The sequence below is a fragment of the Shimia haliotis genome, assembly GCF_900114415.1.
In the GTDB taxonomy this organism is placed as follows: domain Bacteria; phylum Pseudomonadota; class Alphaproteobacteria; order Rhodobacterales; family Rhodobacteraceae; genus Shimia; species Shimia haliotis.
This window is the reverse complement of record NZ_FOSZ01000009.1, coordinates 37,675-62,305: the sequence shown is the minus strand read 5'-3', so window position 1 is coordinate 62,305 and position 24,631 is coordinate 37,675. Positions and strand designations below refer to the sequence as shown.

21 protein-coding genes and 1 other RNA gene are annotated in these 24,631 nt (G+C 57.8%); 16 read left to right on the top strand and 6 right to left on the bottom strand.

Going from position 1 to position 24,631, the window contains the following annotated elements:
- Nucleotides 1–7: 7 nt before the first annotated feature.
- Both BM069_RS17190 and nudC read right to left on the bottom strand, forming a co-directional pair.
- Entirely contained in the window at nucleotides 8–475 is a 468-nt protein-coding gene (locus tag BM069_RS17190; RefSeq protein WP_093325520.1) for an SRPBCC family protein, read from the bottom strand.
- A 45-nt stretch (nucleotides 476–520) separates the two neighbouring features.
- The gene (nudC, locus tag BM069_RS17185) at nucleotides 521–1,492 is read right to left on the bottom strand and encodes an NAD(+) diphosphatase (protein WP_093325518.1); all 972 of its coding nucleotides are present in this window, start codon (nucleotides 1,490–1,492) and stop codon (nucleotides 521–523) included.
- Between the two features lie 226 nt (nucleotides 1,493–1,718).
- On the opposite strand from nudC, the gene BM069_RS17180 reads away from it, so the two are divergent.
- The 6 genes from BM069_RS17180 to BM069_RS17155 all read left to right on the top strand — a co-directional run bounded on the left by BM069_RS17180 (nucleotide 1,719) and on the right by BM069_RS17155 (nucleotide 9,652).
- Nucleotides 1,719–3,599: a 5'-nucleotidase C-terminal domain-containing protein gene (locus tag BM069_RS17180; RefSeq protein WP_170846782.1), complete on the top strand. Its 1,881-nt coding sequence runs from the start codon at nucleotides 1,719–1,721 to the stop codon at nucleotides 3,597–3,599.
- Nucleotides 3,600–3,655: 56 nt separating this feature from the next.
- Nucleotides 3,656–3,752, top strand: an RNA gene (ffs, locus tag BM069_RS17175) — signal recognition particle sRNA small type.
- 172 nt (nucleotides 3,753–3,924) lie between these two features.
- Nucleotides 3,925–5,862, top strand: a complete 1,938-nt coding sequence (locus BM069_RS17170; protein WP_093325660.1) for an extracellular solute-binding protein — start codon at nucleotides 3,925–3,927, stop codon at nucleotides 5,860–5,862.
- Nucleotides 5,863–5,868: 6 nt separating this feature from the next.
- On the top strand, nucleotides 5,869–6,954 hold the full coding sequence (locus BM069_RS17165; protein ID WP_093325514.1) for a microcin C ABC transporter permease YejB: 1,086 nt from the start codon (nucleotides 5,869–5,871) through the stop codon (nucleotides 6,952–6,954).
- The gene (locus BM069_RS17160; protein ID WP_093325512.1) at nucleotides 6,954–8,072 is read left to right on the top strand and encodes an ABC transporter permease; all 1,119 of its coding nucleotides are present in this window, start codon (nucleotides 6,954–6,956) and stop codon (nucleotides 8,070–8,072) included. Before BM069_RS17165 ends, BM069_RS17160 begins: the two co-directional genes overlap by 1 nt.
- Nucleotides 8,069–9,652 (top strand): ABC transporter ATP-binding protein, encoded by a 1,584-nt coding sequence (locus tag BM069_RS17155; protein WP_093325511.1) that lies wholly within the window; start codon nucleotides 8,069–8,071, stop codon nucleotides 9,650–9,652. The genes BM069_RS17160 and BM069_RS17155 overlap by 4 nt, the downstream gene beginning before the upstream one ends.
- A 53-nt stretch (nucleotides 9,653–9,705) precedes the next feature.
- Here the strand turns inward: BM069_RS17155 and hemN are convergent, their stop codons facing one another.
- Nucleotides 9,706–11,061 carry an oxygen-independent coproporphyrinogen III oxidase gene (hemN, locus tag BM069_RS17150; RefSeq protein WP_093325509.1) on the bottom strand — a complete coding sequence of 452 codons (1,356 nt, stop codon included), beginning with the start codon at nucleotides 11,059–11,061 and terminating at the stop codon, nucleotides 9,706–9,708.
- A gap of 58 nt (nucleotides 11,062–11,119) precedes the next feature.
- On the opposite strand from hemN, the gene fnrL reads away from it, so the two are divergent.
- A complete protein-coding gene (gene fnrL / locus BM069_RS17145; RefSeq protein WP_093325508.1) occupies nucleotides 11,120–11,872 on the top strand; it encodes a transcriptional regulator FnrL in 753 nt (250 codons plus the stop codon).
- A 120-nt stretch (nucleotides 11,873–11,992) separates the two neighbouring features.
- Here fnrL and BM069_RS17140 read toward each other — a convergent pair whose 3' ends face one another.
- Nucleotides 11,993–12,832 (bottom strand): universal stress protein, encoded by an 840-nt coding sequence (locus BM069_RS17140; protein ID WP_093325506.1) that lies wholly within the window; start codon nucleotides 12,830–12,832, stop codon nucleotides 11,993–11,995.
- A 218-nt stretch (nucleotides 12,833–13,050) separates the two neighbouring features.
- Between BM069_RS17140 and ccoN the strand changes: the two genes are divergently transcribed.
- The 9 genes from ccoN (at nucleotide 13,051) to ccoS (ending at nucleotide 22,229) form a co-directional block, all read left to right on the top strand.
- On the top strand, nucleotides 13,051–14,652 hold the full coding sequence (ccoN, locus tag BM069_RS17135) for a cytochrome-c oxidase, cbb3-type subunit I (RefSeq protein ID WP_093325658.1): 1,602 nt from the start codon (nucleotides 13,051–13,053) through the stop codon (nucleotides 14,650–14,652).
- A gap of 14 nt (nucleotides 14,653–14,666) precedes the next feature.
- Nucleotides 14,667–15,395: a cytochrome-c oxidase, cbb3-type subunit II gene (gene ccoO, locus BM069_RS17130; RefSeq protein WP_093325505.1), complete on the top strand. Its 729-nt coding sequence runs from the start codon at nucleotides 14,667–14,669 to the stop codon at nucleotides 15,393–15,395.
- 12 nt (nucleotides 15,396–15,407) lie between these two features.
- Nucleotides 15,408–15,593 (top strand): cbb3-type cytochrome c oxidase subunit 3, encoded by a 186-nt coding sequence (locus tag BM069_RS17125; protein WP_093325503.1) that lies wholly within the window; start codon nucleotides 15,408–15,410, stop codon nucleotides 15,591–15,593.
- A complete protein-coding gene (gene ccoP / locus BM069_RS17120; RefSeq protein WP_093325501.1) occupies nucleotides 15,590–16,456 on the top strand; it encodes a cytochrome-c oxidase, cbb3-type subunit III in 867 nt (288 codons plus the stop codon). Before BM069_RS17125 ends, ccoP begins: the two co-directional genes overlap by 4 nt.
- A gap of 422 nt (nucleotides 16,457–16,878) precedes the next feature.
- A complete protein-coding gene (locus BM069_RS17115) occupies nucleotides 16,879–17,874 on the top strand; it encodes an AraC family transcriptional regulator (protein WP_093325500.1) in 996 nt (331 codons plus the stop codon).
- A gap of 108 nt (nucleotides 17,875–17,982) precedes the next feature.
- Nucleotides 17,983–19,416, top strand: a complete 1,434-nt coding sequence (ccoG, locus tag BM069_RS17110; RefSeq protein ID WP_093325498.1) for a cytochrome c oxidase accessory protein CcoG — start codon at nucleotides 17,983–17,985, stop codon at nucleotides 19,414–19,416.
- The gene (locus tag BM069_RS17105) at nucleotides 19,416–19,877 is read left to right on the top strand and encodes a FixH family protein (protein WP_093325497.1); all 462 of its coding nucleotides are present in this window, start codon (nucleotides 19,416–19,418) and stop codon (nucleotides 19,875–19,877) included. The genes ccoG and BM069_RS17105 overlap by 1 nt, the downstream gene beginning before the upstream one ends.
- A 2-nt stretch (nucleotides 19,878–19,879) precedes the next feature.
- Nucleotides 19,880–22,066, top strand: a complete 2,187-nt coding sequence (locus tag BM069_RS17100) for a heavy metal translocating P-type ATPase (protein ID WP_093325495.1) — start codon at nucleotides 19,880–19,882, stop codon at nucleotides 22,064–22,066.
- Nucleotides 22,067–22,070: 4 nt separating this feature from the next.
- Entirely contained in the window at nucleotides 22,071–22,229 is a 159-nt protein-coding gene (gene ccoS / locus BM069_RS17095) for a cbb3-type cytochrome oxidase assembly protein CcoS (protein WP_093325494.1), read from the top strand.
- 57 nt (nucleotides 22,230–22,286) lie between these two features.
- On the opposite strand, the gene BM069_RS17090 is transcribed toward ccoS, so the two are convergent.
- Both BM069_RS17090 and BM069_RS17085 read right to left on the bottom strand, forming a co-directional pair.
- On the bottom strand, nucleotides 22,287–23,612 hold the full coding sequence (locus BM069_RS17090) for a D-alanyl-D-alanine carboxypeptidase family protein (RefSeq protein WP_244503653.1): 1,326 nt from the start codon (nucleotides 23,610–23,612) through the stop codon (nucleotides 22,287–22,289).
- Nucleotides 23,613–23,908: 296 nt separating this feature from the next.
- Nucleotides 23,909–24,610: an HAD family hydrolase gene (locus BM069_RS17085; RefSeq protein ID WP_093325492.1), complete on the bottom strand. Its 702-nt coding sequence runs from the start codon at nucleotides 24,608–24,610 to the stop codon at nucleotides 23,909–23,911.
- Nucleotides 24,611–24,631 lie beyond the last annotated feature (21 nt).

Genomic DNA, 24,631 nt, shown 5'->3' with positions numbered 1-24,631 from the left:
GTAGCGGTCAGGTCATGCGGCTGTAGCGGTCTTCCATGTCACGACGCAGATGTGTCATGCGTTTGGCCAGACGTGTGTTGAGTGTACCGCGCGCCAGTTTCAATGATTGAACCAGCAAGCGGGCCGAGAGCGTGTTTGCCGAAAGACCGGTCCAGAATTGCAGGCGTGTTCGGGTGCGTGACAGCGCCACGAGTTCTACTTTCACGTCGGTTTCGATGCCCTGAGCCTTACCGTGCAGCGAAATCTCGTTGGGCCGATCAAAGCCGGTGACTTCTAGTACTACCTCGCGCGGTTTGCCGCGAAACTCAAAGCTGATTTCCCACATGGCGCCAACGCCTGGGCGGGTCAGGGCATCGAGGCGGGACACTTCGGCGCCCCGGCGCAGGGCCGAGCGTTCGAACACCTCGAAATCTGTTACCATTTCAAAGGCTTGTTCGATTGGTACGTCGATGTCTTCGCGCGCGGTGAATTCCATGAATGCCTTGTCCCGTCCCCAATTGTTCGCGCGCGCAGTGTTGCCTTAATCGAGCCGATCCGCAAGCCAGTTGCGCAAAATGAAATGCGCAATCGCGCCTTTTCGAGCCGGCTTGAGGATTGGATGCTCTCCGGCGAAAGCCTGCATCATTTCTTCGCGGCTGACCCAGATCGCGTCTTCGATTTCGACAGGATCGATTTTGATATCATCATCGAGCGCTTCGCCGGCGCAACCGAACATCAGAGAAGAAGGGTACGGCCATGGTTGGCTGGCGAGATAGCTGACGGGTCCGACGGTTATCCCTGCTTCTTCATAAACTTCGCGACGGACCGCTGCTTCAAGCGTTTCACCTGGTTCCACGAAGCCCGCAAGCAAGGAGTACATGCCATCGGGCCAGCCCGGCGAGCGGCCCATCAAGACACGGTTGCCGTGGGTGATCAGCATAATGACCACCGGATCCGTGCGCGGGAAATGGGAGGTGTTGCAGGCTGGGCAATCTCGTTGCCATCCGGCCTGCCGCATCCGGCTTTCGCTGCCGCAGGCCGCACAAAAGCGGTGGGAGCGATGCCAGCCATAGAGAGCCTTGGCGGTTGCGGCCAATTCGGCATCGCGCGGTGTGAAGTGGGCCATGACGCCGCGCAGTTCGCAAAAGGCGTGATCGTCCGGAAGCGCGGGGTGCTTTTGTTCGCTGGGGTCAAAGAACTGCCCGAGCTTGGCAACATCAAGGTCGGCGGGTTCATAAGCGGAGAGATCATAGGCGAAAACCGCGCAGCCGTCGTCATCAAGGCCAAGGAAAACTGGCGGCACGCGGGTTTCCTGAAGCACGGCGTGGTCAGATGAGAGGTATACAAGCTGGCGGGATTTGTCCCCTTTGCATAGGGGTTTGCCACGCCAAAGTGCAATAGCGCGGGTGTTTGGCGCCTCGCGCAAATTTGCGATTCGATCCGCATCGCCGCGCAGTTCGGCCGCGCGATTGAGGCCGGAGCCTCCGAAAGTGACTGTTTCCGCGTGTCTCATAAAATCCTCCGAAACCGAGGCTTGCCACGGCTGGTCGGTTGGGGCAATCAAAAGGTCTAATGAACTTTTGCTCTGCAGGCATTCGGGGAATTCACGCGCGAGCAGCGTCTTCTACTTTAAATTGTAGATTTTGTGACATTTTCTCTTTATACATGAAGTGCTCTGAGGGGGCGTTTTGTGTAGAGCGGGCGTTTTGCAACGTCGTTGTGTGAAAGTGAGGGAACGCGTGCCACATTCCCCGAAGGAAAACTCTCCGTCAAACCGGTTCCGACTTCGCGTTCTCGCCACCAGTGATGTGCATGCCCGTCTGTTGGCCTTTGACTATTTTCACGAAACACAAACAGCCGGAGGATCGCTGGCGCGAATAGCAACCTTGGTGGGGAAAGAGCGGGCGGAGGCAGGGGCTTGTTTGCTCTTGGATAACGGGGATTTTCTGCAAGGTGAGCCCATCGCGGATGTCGATTTGGCCACGGTGGAGAATGCGGGAAATCCCATTGTTCAAACGATGAACGCGATGGGATATGACGCGGTCGGACTGGGCAATCACGAATTTGATCTGGACGCGCCGTTGCTGCGCGCCTCATTGGCAAATGCACGATATCCAACGTTATGCGCGAATTTGCTGCCTGTTGAGGGAGATCCACGATACCAAAACATCTGGGTGCCGCGCGTGATAGTGCCGGTGTCTTTGGCGGACGGTGTGCAATTACGGGTCGGGATGTTTGGCGTGTTGCCGCCGCAAGTTATCGGCTGGAACAGACGCCGGATTGGTGGTGGCCTGACGGGAATTGGCATTGTGGCGGGTGCGCAGTCTCAGGTGGATGCGCTGCGACAGGGCGGGGCAGATGTTGTCATTGCATTGGTGCATTCGGGCATCGGTCAGGAGACACAATCGCCGTTTTCGGAGAACGCCGCCCGCCACGTGGCCGCCATTGACGGCGTGGACGTCGTTGTTGCGGGGCATGTGCATGAGCGGTTTCCCGGGCCGCGGTATCCTTTGGGGCCAAATATCGACAGCGCCCGTGGCAGGCTTTTTGGAAAACCTGCTGTGATGCCTGGTGCCATGGCGGCCTATCTCGGGAAGATTGATCTTGATTTGGAACGCGCCGTTGGGGCGGACAGGCGCATAAAATGGAAGATTGCTGACCACAAAAGCGAAGTGCTTTCCGCGATGGAGTATGACGAAGATCCCGAGATCGTTGCGATGCTGGAACCCGCTCGGACGATGGTGCAGGCACGGCTTCAACAGGTCGTGGGCACGGTTGAGCGTCCGGTGACAAGCTATTTCTCTATGGTGCAGGATGATTGTGCGACCCGATTGGTCGCAGAGGCAATGCTGAGTGCTCTGAAGGCCACGTTGAAAGGGACGCAACATGAGGATGTGCCGCTGGTGGCGTCGGTGGCACCTGCGCGATGTGGTGGTCGGGAAGGACCGGACAGTTATGTGGAGGTGGCCGCTGGGGCATTGCGCGAGCGGGATGTGTCCGAAATACAGCCGTTTGCCAACTATATCTGCCTGATGCGTGTCACTGGAGCGGAGTTGTCGGATTGGTTGGAGATGGCCAACAGCCTCTATAATCAACTGTTACCGAATAGGCCGGACCAGTTGTTGTTTGACCGCGACGCCCCTCCCTACAAGCGAGAAACGGTATTTGGAGTATCCTACATTGTAGATCTGTCGCAGCCGGCAAAATACGGCTTGGATGGCACGCTTTTGCGGCCTCGCGCCCGGCGGATTCGCGACCTTTGTTGGCAGGGGGCGCCGGTGTTGCCGGAGCAGGAATTTTTGCTTGCGACCAATGACTTTCGCGGTGGCGGCGGCGGCAATTTTCCGGCCGTTGACCGAGATCGGCAGATAGCGATCCCTCCGGTTTTGGTGCGCGACGCGGTTGTTCAACATCTGGCGCAAGGGCATTACGTGGCAGGCAAGACCCTGCCGTCTTGGAAATTCAAGATGTTATCAGAGGTTTCCGCGATTTTTGAGACCGGTGTGCAGGCACAGAATTTTCTGCATCTGATTCCGACCCCGCTTGAGCCCATCGGCACCAGCGAAGCCGGATTTGGGCAATTTCGGCTAAACTTCGGGGGGGAGGATTGGCCGAATTGAAGGGTGCCGCACAGCGCGGCTTGCATCCCCTGTGCGAGCGCACTATATCAGCGGTCGAGAGGTTGGCGCGGGCGAGCGCCTCGCCAACCCGGTCAGATCCGGAAGGAAGCAGCCGTAACGAGCCCCGCTTGGGTCGTTGTCCAGCCTCTCACCTTTCCCTGCATCCGATCTATCAGCTGCGCCCCAATCGGGGACGCTTCACATGCAACGCACGGCGTTTTCACGCTGAGTTGACGCAATCCGAACTTGAATGTTGCAGGTGGCCCCCATTAGCTTGAAGACAAAACAAATTGTGCGCATAGGCGCAGCCGCATGGGAGGCTGATATGTCGGAAAAGACCATCAAAATCGAAGGGCCGATGTTTGATCGACGCGGCGTGTTGCGCGGAATGGGTGCCGCCGGATTGGCCGTGGGGGCCGGTTTGAGGGCGCCAATGGCTTTTGCCAGCGAGGAAGACATCGTGCGCAGCCACGGGTATTCGTTCTATGGCGATCTGAAGTATCCGTCTGATTTCAAGCATTTTGACTATGTGAACCCTGCGGCGCCCAAGGGCGGCCAGATCACCATGAGCTCACGCGGTACGTTTGACGGGTTCAACCGGTTTGCGTGGCGCGGCAATCCCGAGACAGCGTCCGGTGTTGTGGCGGAGGCGATGTTTGCCGAGATGCCATGGGGCGGCGGTGCGCCGGCGGATTCCCTGACCGACAGCTATTGTTTGATCGCGCGGGAGGTCGAGTACCCCAAGAGCAAAGAATGGTGTGTGTTCCACATGCGCGACGATGTTGTGTTCCGCGATGGCACGCCGTTGAGGGCGCAGGATGCGGCCTTTACCCACAACCTGTTCCTTGAGCAGGGCATCCGGTCTTATTCGCGCTCGGTCAAGGAGCGCATCACTGGCGTAGAGGTGATCGACGATCACACGATCCGCTATCAATTTGCCGACGGAATTTCGCGTCGTTCGTTGATCGGGCAGGTGGGCGGCACGCCGATCTTCTCTGAAGAGTGGTACAACAAAACAGGCGAGCGGCTGGACGAACCGTCGGTGCTGGCGCCGATGGCGTCGGGGCCGTACCAAGTGGGGGACTACGAATTCAACCGGTACGTCGTCTATGAACGTAACCCGAATTACTGGGGTTGGGACCATCCGGCCAATGTCGGGCGGCACAATTTCGATCGTATTCGGATCGAGTACTTTTCCGACGCGACCGCCGAATTCGAGGCCTTTAAGGCAGGCGTTTATACCTTCCGCACAGAAGGGTCGACCAAGCGCTGGGCGACAGGGTATAACTTCCCGTCCCTTGAAAAAGGCGACGCCAAGAAAGAGGCGATTCCGCGCGGCACGGCGCCGAACAACAGCGGCATTATTTTCAACACGTTGCGGGCCCCGTTGGACAACCGCACGGTGCGCCATGCGCTTTCGCTTGCATTCAACTTCGAATGGACGCGGGAGTCGCTTCAGTTTGATTTGACCACGCAACGCAATTCCTATGCACAGGATCAGGAGTGGGAAGCCAAAGGTGTGCCGGAAGGCGACGAGTTGGCGTTCCTTCAGGGATTGGGCGATGTGGTGCCGGCTGAAATGCTGTCCGAGGAAGCGGTGATGCCGCATACATCCAAGGCATCGACACCCATTGACCGCCGCAACAAACGCACGGCACTCAAGCTGTTTGAAGAGGCCGGTTGGACGGTCAACGACGCAGGCGAGATGGTTGACGCCAGTGGCCAACAGATGTCTTTGGATTTCCTTGTCTTGTCGTCATGGGACGAAACACGGCTGGCGAGCATTGATGCCTTTGTCAAAACTCTGGACAACTGGGGCATCAAGGTGAAGGCCGACAAGGTCGATAGCGCTCAGGGCCAGCAGCGGTTTCTGGATAAGGATTATGACCTGATCCACACACGGATTTTGACGTTCTCGACCGCGGGGACGGGGTTGAAACAGCTGTTTGGATCAGAAACCGCAGAGGTGTCGTCATACAACCCGTCAGCCCTGCGCAGCCCGATGGTGGATGCGATCATTGAAGGAGCTTTGGCAGCAAAAACACGGGCCGAAGAGGTCGCGGCGTTGACCGCTTTGGACCGTGCGCTGCGGTTCGAGAGGTTGATGGCGGCGGCAGGCTATGTTGCAGAAAGCTGGGTAGCCTACTACGACATGTATGAGCGCCCCGAAGATCTGCCGCCCTATGCATTGGGTGTTTTGGATTTCTGGTGGTTTAACGAAGAAAAATACGAGGCGCTCAAGGCGTCCGGTGCATTGAGGTAACAGCTTTTGGGCGCCTATATCCTCCGACGACTATTGCTCGTGATCCCGACGCTTCTGGGCATCATGATCATCAACTTTACGCTGGTGCAATTTGTGCCGGGCGGCCCTGTGGAGCAGGTGATCGCCCGTGTGCAGGGCGAGGGCGACGTGTTTTCGGGCTTTGCCGGTGGCAATGAGGATGTGGGCGAAGAGACTTTCGGGTCTGATAGCGAATACCTTGGGGCGAGGGGGCTGCCCAAAGAGTTCATCGAGGAGTTGGAGCGCGAGTTCGGCTTTGACAAGCCGCCTCTCGAGCGGTTCCTCAATATGATGTGGAACTATATGCGGCTGGATTTTGGCGAGAGTTATTTCCGTAAAATCAGTGTGATAGATTTGGTGTTGGAGAAGATGCCGGTGTCGATCACCCTTGGTTTGTGGTCGACGCTTCTGGCCTATCTGGTGTCGATCCCTCTGGGCATCCGCAAGGCGGTCAAGGATGGCACGCCGTTTGATACATGGACCAGTGGCGCGATCATCGTGGGTTATGCGATCCCCGGTTTCTTGTTTGCGATCATGCTGGTGGTTTTGTTTGCTGGCGGTAGCTACTGGCAGATTTTCCCGCTCAGGGGGCTGACCTCTGACAATTTTGAAGACCTGACCGCAATGGGCAAAGTGCTGGACTACCTCTGGCACATCACCCTGCCGATTGTGGCCTCGACCATTGCGGCCTTTGCAACGCTGACGCTGCTGACCAAGAACAGTTTTCTGGACGAGATCAAGAAACACTATGTGATGACCGCGCGGGCCAAAGGGCTGAGCGAACGGAAAGTGCTTTATGGCCATGTGTTCCGCAACGCGATGCTGATTGTGATCGCGGGCTTTCCGGCGGTGTTTATCGGTGTGTTCTTTGGCGGCTCGGTGCTGATCGAAACGATCTTCTCTCTGGATGGTTTGGGGCGACTCGGATTTGAGGCGGCGGTGGCGCGGGATTATCCGGTGATCTTTGGCACGTTGTTTGTCTTTGGCCTGATTGGCCTTGTGGTCGGTATCCTGTCGGACCTGATGTATGTGCTGGTTGATCCGCGCATTGATTTTGAGAAGAGGGCGGGCTGATGGCGTTGTCACCACTCAACCAGCGCCGCTGGAGCAACTTTAAACGCAATCGCCGCGCGCTGTGGTCGCTGATCATTTTCTGCGTGCTCTTTGGCCTGTCGCTCTTTGCCGAGTTCATTGCCAACGACAAACCGATTGTCGTGAGCTATCGCGGCGAGCTCTATACGCCGATCTTCAAGTTCTACCCTGAGACCACCTTTGGCGGGGATTTCAAAACCGAGGCGGTTTATAACGATCCGGTGGTGCAATGTTTGATTGCCACTGGTGGTGTTGAAGACTGCTTCGACATTCCTGAGGACATCCTTGAGGGGTTGGATGTGGGCAAGACGCCGGAAGAGCTCGAACTTGTGGACTATCAAAAAGGCTGGGCGCTTTGGCCGATCATTCCTTACAGCTATGACACGCCGGTTGACCGTGCAGGGGCCGCGCCTTTGCCGCCCGATAATCAGAACTGGCTGGGCACGGATGACCGCAAGCGTGATGTCGTGGCGCGGGTGATCTATGGCTTCCGCCTGTCAATTTTCTTCACCCTGATTGTGACCACCGCGGCCAGTCTGATCGGCATCTTTGCGGGGGCGGTTCAGGGGTATTTCGGCGGCTGGCTGGATCTGATTTTCCAGCGGGTGATCGAAATCTGGGGCGCGACGCCGAGCCTTTATATCATCATCATCATGTTCGCCATTCTGGGGCGAAGTTTCTGGCTGCTTGTGTTGCTCACGGTTTTGTTTGGCTGGACCGCGCTTGTGGGCGTGGTGCGGGCGGAATTTTTGCGGGCGCGCAATCTGGAATATGTGCGGGCCGCTAAGGCGCTGGGCGTATCCAACCGCACTATCATGTTCCGCCATATGCTGCCCAATGCGATGGTTGCCACAGTGACCATGCTGCCGTTCATCGTGACCGGCACGATCAGCACACTGGCTGGCCTAGATTTTCTTGGCTTCGGCCTGCCGTCCTCCTCGCCAAGCCTTGGTGAGCTAACGTTGCAAGCCAAGCAGAATCTTCAAGCCCCATGGTTGGGCTTCACCGCCTTTTTCACCTTTGCGATCATGCTGTCGCTTCTGGTGTTCATCTTTGAGGGCGTGCGCGACGCGTTTGATCCAAGGAAGACATTTTCATGAGCATTCTTGAGGTCAAAGGCCTGCGCGTTGCATTCCGTCAGGACGGCAAGCTGATCGAGGCGGTCAAAGGCGTGTCCTTTGCCGTGGATCGCGGGGAAACCGTGGCGCTGGTGGGCGAGTCCGGTTCGGGCAAGTCGGTGTCGGCGCTGTCGACTGTGTCCTTGTTGCCTGCGAGCGCCGAGGTATCGGGCTCTGTCACCTATGACGGGCAGGAGATGGTGAACGCCTCTGAAAATTTGTTGCGCAAGGTGCGCGGCAACGACATCAGCTTCATTTTTCAGGAGCCGATGACCTCGCTCAATCCGCTGCACACGATCGAAAAGCAGTTGGGCGAAAGCCTTGCATTGCATCAGGGCGTGGTTGGCGCGGATGCGCGGGGACGCATTCTGGAATTGCTGGAGAAGGTGGGTATCCGCGATGCGGAAAGCCGCCTGAATGCTTATCCCCACCAGTTGTCCGGCGGGCAGAGGCAGCGGGTGATGATCGCGATGGCGCTGGCGAACAAGCCGGATGTGTTGATTGCGGATGAGCCGACAACGGCGCTGGATGTGACCATTCAAGCGCAGATTCTCGAGCTTCTGGCGGAGCTGAAGCAATCCGAGGGCATGGGGCTTTTGTTCATCACCCATGATCTGGGTATTGTGCGGCGGATTGCCGACAAGGTTTGCGTCATGAAGGACGGCGAGATTGTCGAGGCTGGACCGGTCGCCGAGATCTTTGCCAACCCGCAGCATGACTATACCAAGACGCTTCTGAACGCGCGTGCGACGGGAGCACCCGAGCCTGTGGACGACGCCGCGCCTGTGATGACCGAGACCGAAAAATTGCGGGTCTGGTTTCCCATTCAACAAGGGTTCATGCGCCGCACCGTGGGGCATGTGAAAGCCGTCAACGAGGCGACGATTTCGGTGCGCGCTGGTGAAACCCTTGGCATCGTGGGCGAAAGCGGGTCCGGCAAGACGACGTTGGCATTGGCAATTATGCGCCTGATCGAAAGCGAGGGTGGCATCACCTTTGACGGCGATGATGTGCGGGCGTGGTCGACACGACAGCTGCGGGCGTTGCGCAAAGACATGCAGATCGTTTTCCAAGACCCGTTCGGCAGCCTGAGCCCGCGCATGACCTGTGAACAGGTGATCGCCGAGGGCCTTGGCGTGCATGGAAACCCCGGAGGTCGGGCGACGCGTGAGGTGGTGGCTGATATCATGGATGAGGTCGGGTTGGATCCGGCCATGATGGACCGCTACCCGCATGAGTTCTCCGGCGGGCAGCGCCAACGGATTGCGATTGCGCGCGCGATGGTGCTGCGGCCCAAGTTGGTGGTGCTGGATGAGCCGACGTCGGCGCTTGATATGACCGTGCAGGTGCAGATCGTCGATCTGCTGCGTCGGCTGCAACGCAAGTACGGGTTGGCCTATTTGTTCATCAGCCATGATTTGCATGTGGTGCGAGCCATGAGTCACAAGATCATGGTGATGAAAGCAGGCGATGTGGTGGAAGCGGGTGAGGCCGAGGCGGTTTTTGACCGCCCGCAGACGGAATACACCCGCGAATTGCTGGCGGCGGCACCGGTTGTGTAGACGGCACAAAGGCCGCAGTATTGGCCGTGGCCTTTGGTTTTGAAATCAATGTTTTAGATGGCCGCGCTGTGCTGGGCTTTGCTCATGTCATAGGCGTCAAAGGCGCGTGCGATCATGCGGGTCAGGGGGCGAGCGTGTTCTGGAATGGACAGGCCGTTGACGTCAATCGCGACCATATCAGGAAACTGCAAAGCCACGTTTGAGAACAACCCTGAGAGCCAGGCCTCCGAGACAGCAAAACGTTCCGTGATTTCGGCGCGATCGACGCGGAAATCACACATCAGAGCCTCGATCATGCGGCCGCGCACGAGGTCCTCGCCGGTGAACGTATGGCCCCGTGACGTGGAGAACCGCCCTTCGCGAATGGCGGCGGTATGGGCACCGGTCGCGGGCGCGTTTTGGGCGTAGCCCTGAGGGAAGCGCGCGATCGAGGACGCGCCAACAGCGAGCAACACATCAGCCGTGTCGTCGGTGTAGCCTTGGAAGTTACGGCGCAATGTGCCGTTCTTTTGGGCAATTGAAAGGCCGTCGGTCTTGGCTGCGAAGTGGTCGATGCCAATTTCGTCATAGTCATCCCACAGGAACAACTTGCGCGCCGTTTCAAACAGAGCGAGGCGCTCCTGCGGTGTCGGGAGCGCGTCTGTGGGGATCATTTGCTGGCGCTTGGCCATCCAAGGGACATGGGCGTAGCCGTAAAGCGCGACGCGGTCCGGTGTGAGCGACAGCAGTTTTTGTACGCTTTCGGTCATGCGCGCCTGATTTTGGTGCGGAAGGCCAAAAAGAATGTCCGCATTCACGCTTTTTATGCTGTGCGCGCGGATCATGTCCACGGCGTCGCGGGTGACATCATAGCTTTGAATGCGACCGATGGTTTGCTGGATGTCTTCGTCAAAGTCCTGCACGCCGATAGACGCTCGGTTCATGCCCGCTGCCGCAAGCGCGGCCATCCGTGTTTCGTCAATTTCGTTGGGGTCGATCTCTACCGAGAATTCGCCGTTTTCGGCCATAGGGGCCACATCGAAAATCGCTCCGGCCAGATCACGCATCATGGGGGCATCAAGCAACGTCGGTGTTCCGCCTCCCCAATGCAGGCGCGATAGGGTCACGCCGTCGGGCAGTCGGGATTTGAGCAAAGTCAATTCGGCCTTCAAAGTCTCGAGGTAAGCCGCCACGGGTGACAGGGTCGAAGTGCCCTGAGTGCGGCATGCGCAAAACCAGCAAAGGCGGCGGCAAAATGGCACATGCACGTATAGCGACACCTGCGAGCCCGTCGGGATCGCACCAATCCATTTTGCGTAAGTGTCTGGCGTCACATCGTTATTAAAGTGCGGTGCCGTAGGGTAACTTGTGTAGCGGGGCACTTTCGCGTCAAAGAGGCCCAGCTTAGCCAATTGTTTTTCCTGTTCCATGCGCGTAAGTATAGTCAGCTAAAGGGCTTTAACTCCTTGACACAGATCAAGAGCGGATATGAACGAAATTAGTCTAAAATCGTCGCAGTTCCCCAATGGCTGCCAAAACTGCGCGATCCGTCATCAGGCGGTATGTTCCCGCTGTGAGCCGGATGAATTGGAACGCCTAGATGAGATCAAGTACTATCGAACGGTAGAAGCGGGACAGACGGTAATCTGGACCGGCGACCGGATGGAATTTGTGGCCTCCGTTGTGAGCGGGATCGCGTCGCTGACGCAGACCATGGAAGACGGACGCACGCAGATGGTGGGGCTGTTGCTTCCCGGCGACTTTATTGGTCGTCCTGGACGTGAATCCGCCGCCTATGATGTGATTGCGACAACCGACATCGTGTTGTGTTGCTTCCGCAGAAAACCGTTTGAAAACATGATCGTGCAGACACCCCACATCGCGCAACGGTTGTTGGAGATGACGCTGGACGAATTGGATGCGGCCCGCGAGTGGATGCTGGTTTTGGGGCGTAAGACCGCGCGTGAGAAAATTGCCAGCCTGCTGGCGATTGTGGCGCGGCGCAACGCGGCGCTCAAGCTTCAGGGTACGGGCGAGAAGATCCAGTTTGATTTGCCGCTGACGCGGGAAGCCATGGCGGACTATCTCGGGTTGACGTTGGAAACGGTCAGCCGTCAGATCTCGGCGCTGAAGCGTGACAAGGTGATCGCGCTGGAGGGAAAACGTCACGTGATCGTGCCAGATTATCGCCGTTTGTTGAATGAAGCAGGCGACGATTCGGACGGTGGCATGATGATGTAACGCTGCCCATTGTTACACGAACGAACGCCCGGTCGCTGATGCGCCGGGCGTTGTTTTTTCCAGGGTCGGTTTTCCGTCGGTAAAACGTCGGTATTGCGTCGGCGCCGATTGTCGAACCGATTAATGGGCCATGAACACAGGCATGTTTGCCTGCTCCAGCATGTTTCTGGTTGCGCCGCCCAGAATGGCTTCGCGGAAACGGGAGTGGCCATAAGCGCCCATCACAATCATCTCGGCGCCTTTGTCGGTGGCGTGGCGCATCAGTACATCAGAGACACGCGGCTGTGTTTTGGACACAACATCGACCTCGACCCGCACGCCATGGCGCGAGAGGAATTGCGACAGCAATCCGCCGGGATCGGAGCGGTTCGGGCCGTGGACCGGAGGATCAATCACGACCACATGCACAGATTCTGCGGCCTTGAGGAATGGCAACGCGGCGCGGGTGGCCACAAGCGCCTCGGCGCTTTCGTTCCAGCCAATGCAAACGGTTTTCGGCGCAGTCACCGGCTTGCCGGCGTCGGGCACCATCAACACAGGGGCCTGTCCTTCAAACAACGCCGCCTCGATGGTGGGTTCAAGTTCGGTGCCGTGTTTCGGGCCGTAGGGTTTGGGCAACACCACGAGATCGGCAAAGCGCGCGCGCATCGCGACGTGGCGGCCCAGATCGGCGATTTGGGCAACGCCCGAGTCGCAGGCCCAGCGAAGTTCCGTTTTCCCGAGCAGATTTCGGCACTTGCCTTCGATTTCTTCGGCTTCGCTGCGCGCACGCGCCAGCATTTCCTGCATCATCAACGCGTCGGCGCCTGCATAAAAGTAGCCGTTCTGGCTGCGGTCCACGCCAAGCGCCAAAACGTCCAGGTGTGCATCCTGTGATTCGGCGAGCGCTATGCCCTGTGCGAGGGGGGCGTCGGAGAAGTCCGTGTCAGTCAGAACGCAGAGTAAAGATTTATAGGCCATCTCTCGGATCCCGTGTTATTAAAAGATGCACTTCTGAGTTAGCTTTCGACCGCATCAAATTTTTTGAGATCATCAAGCTTTTTGAATTAGGGGCCTAAAGCGCCATCTCCGCTTTGACCCAGATCAAGGTTTGTAGGCGGAGAGTTGCTCATTAACAGCTTAGTCTAAATCCGCCCGGATATAGAAAAATGGAACCGGGCAAGACAAAGGGACGCAATATGGGAAATTACTTCAAGCTGATCGCGCTTGGTCTCATCACGCTTTTTGCGATGATGGCGGCCAATTATGCGCGGGATTTGGCTTATATGGTGCATGCCTGGATTATCATGGCAGTGTCATTGGGCCTCTTCATTTGGACTTTGCGTGGCATGGGAACCAAAACCGTGCATCCGCAAGACGAATATATGGATGACGTGGTCCGTTACGGCGTAGTCGCGACCGCCTTTTGGGGTGTTGTCGGATTTCTGGTCGGCGTGATCATCGCATTCCAACTGGCCTTTCCGTCGCTCAACTTTGAGTGGGCGCAGGGCTTCGCCAACTTCGGGCGCCTGAGACCTCTGCATACCTCTGCGGTGATCTTTGCCTTTGGTGGCAACGCGTTGATCGCAACGTCGTTCTACATCGTGCAGCGCACAAGCGCGGCGCGTCTTTGGGGCGGCAACCTCGCTTGGTTTGTCTTCTGGGGTTACCAGCTTTTTATCGTTCTGGCAGCAACGGGCTACCTTCTGGGCGGTACCCAGTCCAAAGAATACGCAGAGCCGGAATGGCATGTTGACCTGTGGTTGACGATCGTCTGGGTGGCGTATCTCGCTGTTTTCCTAGGCACGATCATCAAGCGCAAAGAGCCGCATATTTACGTGGCCAACTGGTTCTTCCTGTCGTTCATCGTAACCGTTGCAATGCTGCACCTTGTGAACAACCTGACCATTCCTGTGTCGATCTGGGGGTCCAAATCCGTGATCGTCTGGGCCGGTGTTCAGGACGCGATGGTTCAGTGGTGGTATGGCCACAACGCTGTGGGCTTTTTCCTGACCGCGGGCTTCCTCGGCATGATGTATTATTTCATCCCGAAGCAGGCCGAACGTCCGGTGTTCAGCTACAAGCTGTCGATCATCCACTTCTGGGCACTGATCTTCCTGTATATCTGGGCTGGTCCGCACCACCTGCACTATACCGCGCTGCCTGACTGGGCGTCGACGCTGGGCATGGTGTTCTCGGTGATCCTGTGGATGCCTTCCTGGGGTGGCATGATCAACGGCCTGATGACGCTGTCTGGCGCATGGGACAAGCTGCGCACCGATCCGGTGATCCGTATGATGGTGATCTCGGTAGGCTTCTACGGCATGTCGACCTTTGAAGGCCCGATGATGTCGATCCGCGCGGTGAACTCGCTCAGCCACTACACCGACTGGACCATTGGTCACGTGCACTCCGGTGCGCTGGGTTGGAACGGCATGATCACCTTCGGTGCTCTGTACTTCCTGACTCCGGTTCTGTGGAAACGCGAGCGACTCTACTCTCTCTCGCTGGTCAGCTGGCACTTCTGGCTCGCCACCATCGGCATCGTTCTTTATGCGGCATCCATGTGGGTGACTGGCATCATGGAAGGCCTGATGTGGCGTGAAGTGGATGCGAATGGCTTCCTTGTGAACTCGTTTGCCGACACCGTGGCCGCGAAGTTCCCGATGTATGTGGTGCGTGGACTGGGTGGGGTCATGTTCCTCGCTGGTGCGCTGATCATGTGCTACAACCTGTGGATGACTGTGCGGAAAGCGCCGGCCAAAGAGGCCAGCCTGTCCGTCGCGGTCCCGGCTGAATAAGGAGGGCCGGAGCAATGGCAATTCTGGATAAACATAAAATCCTCGAAACCAACGCGACCCTCCTGCTGGTATTCAGCTTTTTGGTCGTGACCATCGGTGGCATCGTGCAAATCGCGCCGCTCTTCTGGCTGGAAAATACCATTGAAGAGGTGGAGGGTATGCGTCCTTACACTCCCCTCGAAATGGCTGGCCGTGAGATCTATATCCGCGAGGGCTGCTATGTCTGCCACAGCCAGATGATCCGTCCAATGCGTGACGAGGTCGAACGTTATGGTCACTATTCGCTGGCCGCGGAGTCCAAGTATGACCACCCGTTCCAGTGGGGGTCCAAACGCACGGGGCCCGATCTGGCCCGCGTGGGTGGCCGTTACTCGGATGATTGGCATGTGGACCACATGCGCGATCCACAGTCTGTGGTGCCGGAATCGGTGATGCCGAAGTATGGCTTCCTTGAGAAAAAGAAAATCGACGGGAAGTACATCGGTGATCTGATGAAAGCCAATGCGATGGTGGGTGTGCCTTACACCGACGAGATGGTCGCAAGCGCGCAGGCCGATTTTGCGGCGCAGGCCGATCCTGACAGCGACTATGACGGTCTGTTGGAGCGGTATGGCGACAAGGTGAATGTACGTAACTTTGACGGCAAGCCCGGTGTGTCTGAGATGGATGCGATGATCGCATACCTTCAGATGCTGGGCACGTTGGTTGATTTCTCAACCTTCACGCCGGCGGCATCTCGGTAAGGGGGGGAGAATATGGAAACCTATTCTTTCCTCAGAGAGTTCGCCGACAGTTGGATGCTGTTGTTCCTGTTCACGTTCTTTCTTGCAATCGTGGTCTGGGTGTTCCGCCCGGGTGCAAGCAAGGAATATCGTGACACCGCCAGCATCCCGTTCCGGCATGAAGACAAACCCGCCACGGATAAGGAGGCGAGGACATGAGCAAACCATCGAAAAAGATTGAGGGCGATCCAACCACCACTGGTCACAGCTGGGACGGGATCGAAGAATTCAACAATCCGCTCCCTCGCTGGTGGCTGTGGACCTTCTATGTCTGCATCATCTGGGGCATCGGCTACACCATTGCCTATCCGGCATGGCCGGGCATCAAGGGTGCCACCGAAGGCATGTTGGGGTGGTCAACCCGCGCCAATGTGGCCGCCGACATTCAGGCCGCAGAGGACAAGCTGGCCCCGATCAACGCAAAGCTGGAGGCCGCAGAGCTGACCCAGATTGCGTCTGATGCGGAGCTTGGTCCCTATGCGACGTCTGCGGGTGCCGCGGTGTTCAAAACCTGGTGCGCGCAGTGTCACGGATCCGGCGCGGCGGGGGCCAAAGGGTATCCCAACCTGCTGGACAACGACTGGCTCTGGGGCGGTGACATCGAGAACATCTATCTGACGATCAAGCACGGCATTCGTAACGAGGAAGACGACGAAGCTCGGTATTCCGAAATGCCGGCCTTTGGTGATGACTATCTTGAAGACGAAGACATCGACGCGGTCGTGAACTACGTGATGTCTCTGTCTGGCGATGCCAAAGATGCCTCTGTTGTCAGTGCTGGTGCTGAAGTCTTTGCCGACGAATGTGCGTCTTGCCATGCCGAAGACGGCACTGGCGATCGCGAGCAGGGGGCACCGAACCTTGCGGATGCGATCTGGCTCTATGGTGGGGACTACGACACCATCAAAGAGACTGTGACCTATAGCCGGTACGGTGTGATGCCAAGCTGGGGCAACCGCCTGAGCGAAGCGCAAGTGCGCGCGGTGGCATCTTACGTCCACCAGCTGGGTGGCGGCGAGTAAGCAGACCTGAAATAGCTGAAACGGGGCCGTCCTTTTGGGGCGGCCCTTTTCGTTTGGATTGGGATTGCTGAGTGCAGGGGAAACTGCCGCCGAGTCCATTTTTGCTGGCGACAGTCTGACCGCTCCGAAGGGGCATGCAAAATTCCGTAAAAATTGCATGATTTTGACGGAGATCAATTTCTCGTGACGGAATCGCGGTTAACTTTGGGGCAAGAGGACGTTGAACTCAGTTCTGACGTCCTTTGAATGCCCGCACTTCCGGGTGTTGGTATCGGTCCTCCCGTCCTGTTCGCGCGTTTCCTGGGGGGACCGATGCCCAATTCCCCAGAAATTCTCTTGCTGATTGCGCCAATTCAGTCGCAAATTGTGCCATTGCGGCCTTCAGTCTGCTATATCGGACAAAGAAGCCTGAGGAGCGGACAATGCAAAAACAGCCTCGTTATCCGATTCAAAAGATGGCCCGACAAGTCTTTGAACTGCTCGGCCTCGACGTGGAACGCATCATGCGGCGGTCGGGTCTGCCGTCAGATTTGGTGGATCACGATCCACGCGGCATCACTGCAGCGCAGTTTTATGCGGTGTGGGACGCGATCGACGAAGAAGCGCAGGGGCGCAATATCCCGTTTCAGATGGGGCGCGCGCTTGCCAAAGGTCCGTTTGCGCCTGCGTTGTTTGCCTTTTCCTGTAGCCCCAATATCGCGGTAGGGCTTGAGCGCTTGGCGGTGTTCAAGCCGCTTGTCGCGCCGATCCGGTTGATCATCACATCCGGCGAGGACGAAGTGGTTTTGGGTTTTGACACCTCCGACCCGACCTTTGCCATGCCAGAATCGATGATAGCGTTTGAACTGGTCTATTTCCTTGAAATCTGTCGCAATTTTACGGGCGTCGACATTGTCCCGCAGCGGATCGAGATGCCCCGGTTGCGGGATGATCAGGCTGAGTATGACCGTTTTTTCGGTCGCCGTGCGGTGTTGGGCAAAGGACCCAGACTGACTTTGCGGCGTGAGGATGCTTATCGTCCGTTGATCTCGGAAAATGCGCAGCTTTGGGCGGGGTTCGAGCGTGAATTGACCAAGCAGTTGGCGGAGCAAAGGCGCAATACAACGATGACCCTTCGGGTGCGGAATGCGTTGTTGGAGTTGCTGCCGGCCGGGCAGGCGAGTGTCGATGCGGTCTGCGCGCGTTTGCTGACAAGCCGGCGCAGCTTGCAGCGGCATTTGAGCGCAGAGGGGGAGACCTTCCAGAGAGTTCTGGACGACACACGGTCGGATTTGTCGATGCATTATCTGAAGCGCGGAGACATGAGCGTCGAGGAAATCTCTTATTTGTTGGCCTATCGAGATCCAAACTCGTTTTATCGCGCCTTTCACAGTTGGACGGGAATGACCCCAAGCCAAGCTAGGTTGATCGGCGCCTGACAAATCAGACCCAAGATAAAAGTTGAGTCGTAAATGTGTGATTTGACACAGGTCAAAGTTCTGACGTGCTATCGTGGGCGAAATACCGCCTAGCTTCCATTGCCATGAGTGAGTGATTCCGTGACCACACCCCCAGAGCCGTCGCTATACGCTGCCCGTGAACCGATCTTTCCGAAACGCGTCAAAGGCAGCTTTCGGAATCTGAAGTGGTATCTCATGGCGCTGATGTTGGGGGTTTACTATGTCACGCCGTTTTTGCGGTGGGACCGAGGCCCCAGCCTGCCGGATCAGGCGGTGTTGATTGACCTCGCGAACCGTCGGTTTTTCTTTTTCATGATCGAAATCTGGCCGCACGAGTTTTACTTTGTTGCGGGGCTCTTGATCATGGCGGGGTTGGGCTTGTTCCTGTTCACCTCGGCTGCCGGACGGGTCTGGTGTGGCTATGCCTGCCCGCAGACGGTTTGGACCGATCTCTTTATTCTTGTGGAACGTTGGATCGAAGGCGACAGGAACGCCCGTTTGCGCCTGCATCGCCAGAAAAAGCTGGATTTCCGCAAGGCGCGGCTGCGCCTGACCAAATGGATCGCGTGGCTGCTGATTGGGTTGGCAACTGGCGGCGCTTGGGTGTTTTACTTTGCAGATGCGCCGACGCTGGCCGTGGATCTGGTGACAGGGCAGGCGCATCCGGTGGCCTATACGACTATGGCCATTTTGACCTTTACGACCTTCTTCTTTGGCGGCTTTGCACGCGAGCAGATCTGTATCTATGCCTGCCCGTGGCCGCGTATTCAGGCGGCGATGATGGATGAGGATACGCTCACCATCGGGTATCGCGAATGGCGTGGGGAGCCGCGCAAAGCGCGTGGTGTCGGTGAGGACACGCAGGGGGATTGCATCAACTGCATGGCCTGCGTGAACGTCTGCCCCATGGGGATCGATATTCGCGATGGTCAGCAGATGGAATGCATCACCTGCGGCCTGTGTATCGATGCCTGTGATGAAATCATGGAGAAAGTGGGCAAGCCGCGCGGGTTGATTGATTACCTGGCGTTGACTGATGAACCACAGGAGCGCGAAGGCAAGCCGCCGCGCCCTGTGTGGCAACACATTCTGCGTCCGCGCACCATCCTTTATACAACGCTGTGGTCCGCTGTTGGCGTCGCGCTTGTGGTGGCGCTGTTTTTACGGTCCGACATCGAGATGACCGTAGCGCCGGTGCGCAACCCGACCTTTGTGACGCTGTCGGACGGGTCGATCCGCAACACCTATGAGGTGCGCCTGCGCAACAAACACGGCGAAGACCGGCCGTTCCGAGTGACCGTGAAGGGGGATTTGACCCTGCGCGTGGAACTTGAGGGCACGCCTTACGAAACGGTGACAGTGCCGGCGGATGCAATGTTGAACCAACGGGTGTATGTGATTGCGCCAAAGGGATCTGATCCAGCCAACAGCCATCGGACGGAGTTCCGGTTCTGGGTGGAAGATATCAGCAACGGGGATCGGGTACACAAAGACACGATCTTTAACGGGAAGGGCAATTGATGAGCGAGAAGAAGTTTACCGGCAAACATGCCCTGATGGTGTTTGTCGGCGCATTCGGGATCATCATCGCGGTCAATCTGGCGCTGGCCTATAACGCGGTGGCAACATTTCCGGGGCTGGAAGTCAAAAACTCCTATGTGGCAAGTCAGGAGTTCAACGCCAAAAAGGCCGAGCAGGAAGCGCTTGGCTGGAGCGTGGATGCGCGCGCCAAGGGCGGATTGTTGATCCTTGCAATCACAGACAGTGAGGGCAAGCCGGTACAAGTCAGCGCGTTGGACGCGGTTCTCGGGCGGGCAACCCATGTGAAAGATGACATGCGTCCCGATTTTCAGTTTGATGGAACGGCCTATGTGGCGCGCGAAGAACTGCAGCCTGGCAACTGGAACATCCGCATGAAGGCCACCGCACTTGACGGCAGTCAGTTTGAACAGCGCGTGGTGTTGCGGGTTCAGAAAGGCTGAGCATGACGGCAGCGATGCGCCCCTCGGTTTCGGCCTGTCCGGCCTGTGACGCCGCCCCCGCGGCGGCAGCTTTGGCAGAGGCGGCTCCGCTGCCGGATGCTCGGATTGCCCTTTCAGTGCCTTCGGTGCATTGCGCAGCCTGCATCGCAACGGTTGAGGGCGCGCTGGCCAAACACCCAGGTGTAAAGTCGGCGCGGGTGAACCTGACACTGAAGCGCGCCTCGGTGGAGGCCGAGCCGGACGTGACGGCGGCGGACCTGACCGAGGTGTTGGAAAACGTCGGCTATGAGGCGCATGAGCTGGACGCCGGAACGCTGAGTGCCACGGAAAACGACAAGGCTGGGCGTGACTTGCTGATGCGGCTGGCGGTGGCGGGTTTTGCGTCAATGAACGTGATGCTGTTGTCAATTTCAGTCTGGTCAGGTGCCGAGGCCGCGACTCGGGATCTGTTTCACTGGATTTCGGCGGCGATCGCCCTTCCGACGATCATTTTCTCGGGCAAGCCCTTTTACCAACATGCGTGGAACGCGTTGAAGCACAAACGCCTGAACATGGACGTGCCGATTGTGCTGGCCATTGTTCTGGCGGTTGTGACGTCGCTTTGGGAAACGTCACTGTCGGGAGAGCATGCATATTTTGACGCGGCGCTGGCGTTGGTGTTTTTCCTTCTGGCGGGGCGGTATCTGGATCATCGCACACGGGCTGTGGCGCGCTCTGCCGCAGAAGAGCTCGCGGCACTGGAGGTGCCGCGCGCCATTCGGGTTGTGGATGGTGTCGACGAGGTCGTGCAAGTCAGCACTCTGGCTGTGGGGGATCTGGTGCTGGTCAAGCCGGGTGGGCGGATGCCGGTGGACGGCGAGATTGTCGAAGGGCGCAGCGAGCTGGACCGCTCGTTGCTGACCGGTGAAACGCTGCCTGTGTTTGCAGAACCTGGCGTAGACGTCAGTGCAGGTGAAGTGAACCTGACGGGTCCGTTGTTGATCCGTGCGAGCGCCGTTGGCGAGCAAACCAGCCTGCACCGGATGGCTGATCTGGTGGCGGTGGCCGAGTCGGGGCGGTCCAACTACACGTCTTTGGCCGACAGGGCGGCAAAGCTTTATGCGCCGGGCGTACATATCTTGTCGGCACTCAGTTTTCTCGGGTGGTACCTGTACACATTTGACATGCGCACCGCGTTGAATATTGCGGCTGCGGTTTTGATTATCACTTGTCCCTGTGCGCTAGGCTTGGCGGTGCCAGCAGTGACAACAGCGGCCTCGGGGCGACTGTTTCGTAAAGGGATGCTGATCAAACATTCCACAGCTCTGGAGCGTCTGGCGCAGGTTGATACGGTTGTTTTTGACAAAACGGGCACGCTGACGGCGGGGACGCCGGAACTGGTGAACATCAAAGACTTCAGCGACACGGAACTGGGCATTGCCTTGGCTCTGGCTTTGGGATCATCGCATCCCTTGAGCCAAGCAATAACTCAGGCGGGGCAGGCGGCGGCTGTCCGCCCTGCGCGGCTGAGTGACATCGAAGAAGTTCCCGGGTTCGGCACGCAGGGGCGGCTGGACGGTGTGCTCGTGCGGCTCGGGCGGGCGGCCTGGGTTGGCGCGGACGCGCGGGAGCAGACGTCGGCGCATTTGACCATTGGTGCTCAGGCCCCGAAAGCGTTTTTGTTTGCCGATAGCCTGAGGGCCGGTGCCGAAGATGCGGTGGCAGCACTGAAATCCGCGGGTAAAGAGGTTGTTTTGATCTCTGGCGACACCACGGGGGCTGTGGAAACGCTGGCCACACGCCTTGGGATCGAGAAATGGGTGGCGGAAGCCCTGCCCGAAGACAAGGCCAGACGCGTTCAGGCCATGTCGGACAAAGGCCAGCACGTGCTGATGGTGGGTGACGGGTTGAATGATACGGCAGCCCTTGCTGCGGCCCATGTGTCAATTTCTCCGGCGTCTGCATTGGATGCGGCGCGGGTTGCGTCTGATATCGTGCTGCTGGGCGGCGATTTGTCGCCAATTCCGGATGCGCTGACCACGTCTCAATCCGCGATCAAACGTATTCGGGAAAACTTCCGAATTGCGACGGTTTACAATATCATTGCTGTGCCACTTGCGGTGGCCGGTTTGGCGACGCCGTTGATCGCCGCCTTGGCGATGTCGCTGTCGTCGATTACTGTGTCCCTGAACGCTTTGCGCCTGAGGTAAGTGAATGCAAATTCTGGCCTATCTTATCCCGATCTCGCTCCTTTTGGGGGGCGTCGGCCTTGTGGCGTTTGTCTATACGGTGCGCTCGGATCAATACAGTGATCCAGAAGGCGACGCGCAGCGCATCTTGTCGGGACAATATGACGACAAGCCCAAGACATAGGGGCGGGAGGCGCGCAGATTGCGCGCTTCGCCATGTCATTTTCAAAGGAATGGGCTGTTAAGACGGGCCGAGCGTGTAGCAGGTGATCTGGCGCGCCTGAAGGCGGCGACACGCGAGGTCGGCGGTTTCTTTGGACATGCCCATGAAATTTGCCTCAAACCCGCGGGAATTCTTCACCACTTTGCGCAGGCTGCCATCCAACGTGGACATCTCTGCCAGCGCGGTTTTCAGCAGCATTTTCTCAGCGGCATAGCGGCTGCCATAGCGACCGACATTGATGCCCCAGTGACGCCCGCCTGAGGTTGAGATGCGTGTCACAACCTTTGGTTTTGGCGCTTCTTGCGGCTCTGGTGTGACGCTGGCCAAGACAACATCGGATTCAGTTTGGGCAGCCAGCAGCGCGGTCTGGATGTCGTGTTCGATCACTTCCGCAGCGGCGACGATGGTGCCTTGGTTGTCTAAGGTGACGTTGGTCACAGCGGTTGCCGGTGTGGACCCGCTACCCGGACGCAGTTTGGGGCGCAGGGATTTTTTGACGGCCGTCACAACGCGGATGGTTTTGCCCACGCCCTTGGAGGAGCCGGTATAGTCAGGCATTGCAGGCTTGCGCAGGGCGACCTTGGAGCCGGAACGGGAAAAGCCAAGATCAAGCAGTTCAGCCACTTTGGCGTTGCGGGTGGCCGTGGAGCGGCCGCCGAAGACGGTGGCGATCACACGTTTGTTGCCACGCTCGGCCGAGGCCACAAGGTTGAAACCTGCGGCGCGGGTGTAGCCGGTTTTGATGCCGTCCGCCCCACGATAGGCATCCAGCAGGCGGCGGTTTGTGTTGTTCACGGCCTTGATCCCCGCATGCGTGGAGCGGCGGGAAAACAGGTTGTAGTAGTCCGGATAGTCATAAAGCATGTGCCGCCCAAGCGTGGTCATGTCCCGTGCTGTGGACAGGTGACCGGAAGCGGTCAGACCATGCGCGTTTTTGAACGTGGTATTGGTCATGCCAAGCGCCTTGGCCGTACGGTTCATACGTCGGGTAAACGCGGCTTCGGATCCCTCGATCGCCTCACCAATTGCGGTGGCGGCATCGTTGGCGGATTTCACCGCTGCTGCGCGGATGAGATACCGCAGCGCGATCCGTTGGCCTGACTGCAGCCCGAGCTTGGAGGGCGGTTCGGCTGCGGCGTTCTTGGAAATCTTCACTTTGGTGTCCAGCGAGATTTCTCCGTTCTCTACTGCCTCAAAGGCGATGTAGAGCGTCATCATTTTTGTGAGCGATGCCGGATGCAGTCGGCTGTCGGCATTGCGAGAGTGCAGGACCTTGCCTGAGCGCGCGTCCACCACCATCGCAGCATAGGGGGCGGCCATGGCCACCACGGGTGCCATGAACATGGTTGTTAAAACCAAAAGAAATACACCGAGCCCTGAACGGGCCGGCCATAGGTGCCGAGCCTTCACGAGAACTGCCCTTTTATCTGCCTCTGAGCCGCCGTTTTTCCGGTCTGGCCACTTTGTTATTGGTTTGGAGGTTAACACAGAGGGGAAAGCGAATAAAGTCTATGTTTTCGACGATTTGTCGGAATGACTTAATGTTTTTGTGAGTGCGGTCGGCAAGGGTGGAACAAGATTTTGCGGAAAGTGTCGGAGGCGGGTCTAGATATGCCTGAACAGATTGATGTGGTGGGGTTTTAGCCGATTTCGCGGATTAACGCGGGCAGGTCCGCAAGCCTGTTCAAACTGTGGAATTTGTCGCTGTGTGTTGGAGCTTGGGCAGATTCCAAAGCCCATTCGAGACCATGAGGTACGTGCGCGGCCCAGCTTCCGGCGGCTATTGCTGGCACAATGTCGGAGCGCATGCTGTCGCCGACCATCAGGGCCTTTTCGGGTCCGTTCCCGTAGCGTGCAAAAACATTGACATATACTTCGGGCGTTTTGTGGGAAACGATTTCGACCCATTCAAAAAAGTCGCCAAGGCCGGATTGGGCGAGTTTGCGTTCTTGATCGATCAGGTCGCCCTTGGTGATCAGCAGAACGTTGTGGGTTTTTGCGGCGGCTTCCACAACGTCGGCCGCGTCGGGCAACAGATCAATCGGGTGTTGCAGCATGTCACGCCCTGCGGCCATGAGTTCTGCGATCACCGAGGCCGGCACTTTTTCGTCTGTAACCTCTATTGCGGTCTCGATCATCGACAAGACAAAGCCTTTTACGCCAAAGCCGTATTCCCCGACGTTGCGCCTTTCGGCCTCGAGCAGGTGGGCCTCCAGATGGTCCGGTTCGGCAAAGTCGCGCAAAAGGTCCGCAAAATGGGCCTGTGTCAGGCGAAAGAACCGTTCCGTGTGCCAAAGCGTATCATCGGCATCAAAGGCAATCGTGGTGAGGTTTTGGGGCATTGCGGGCGTCCGGCAGTCTGT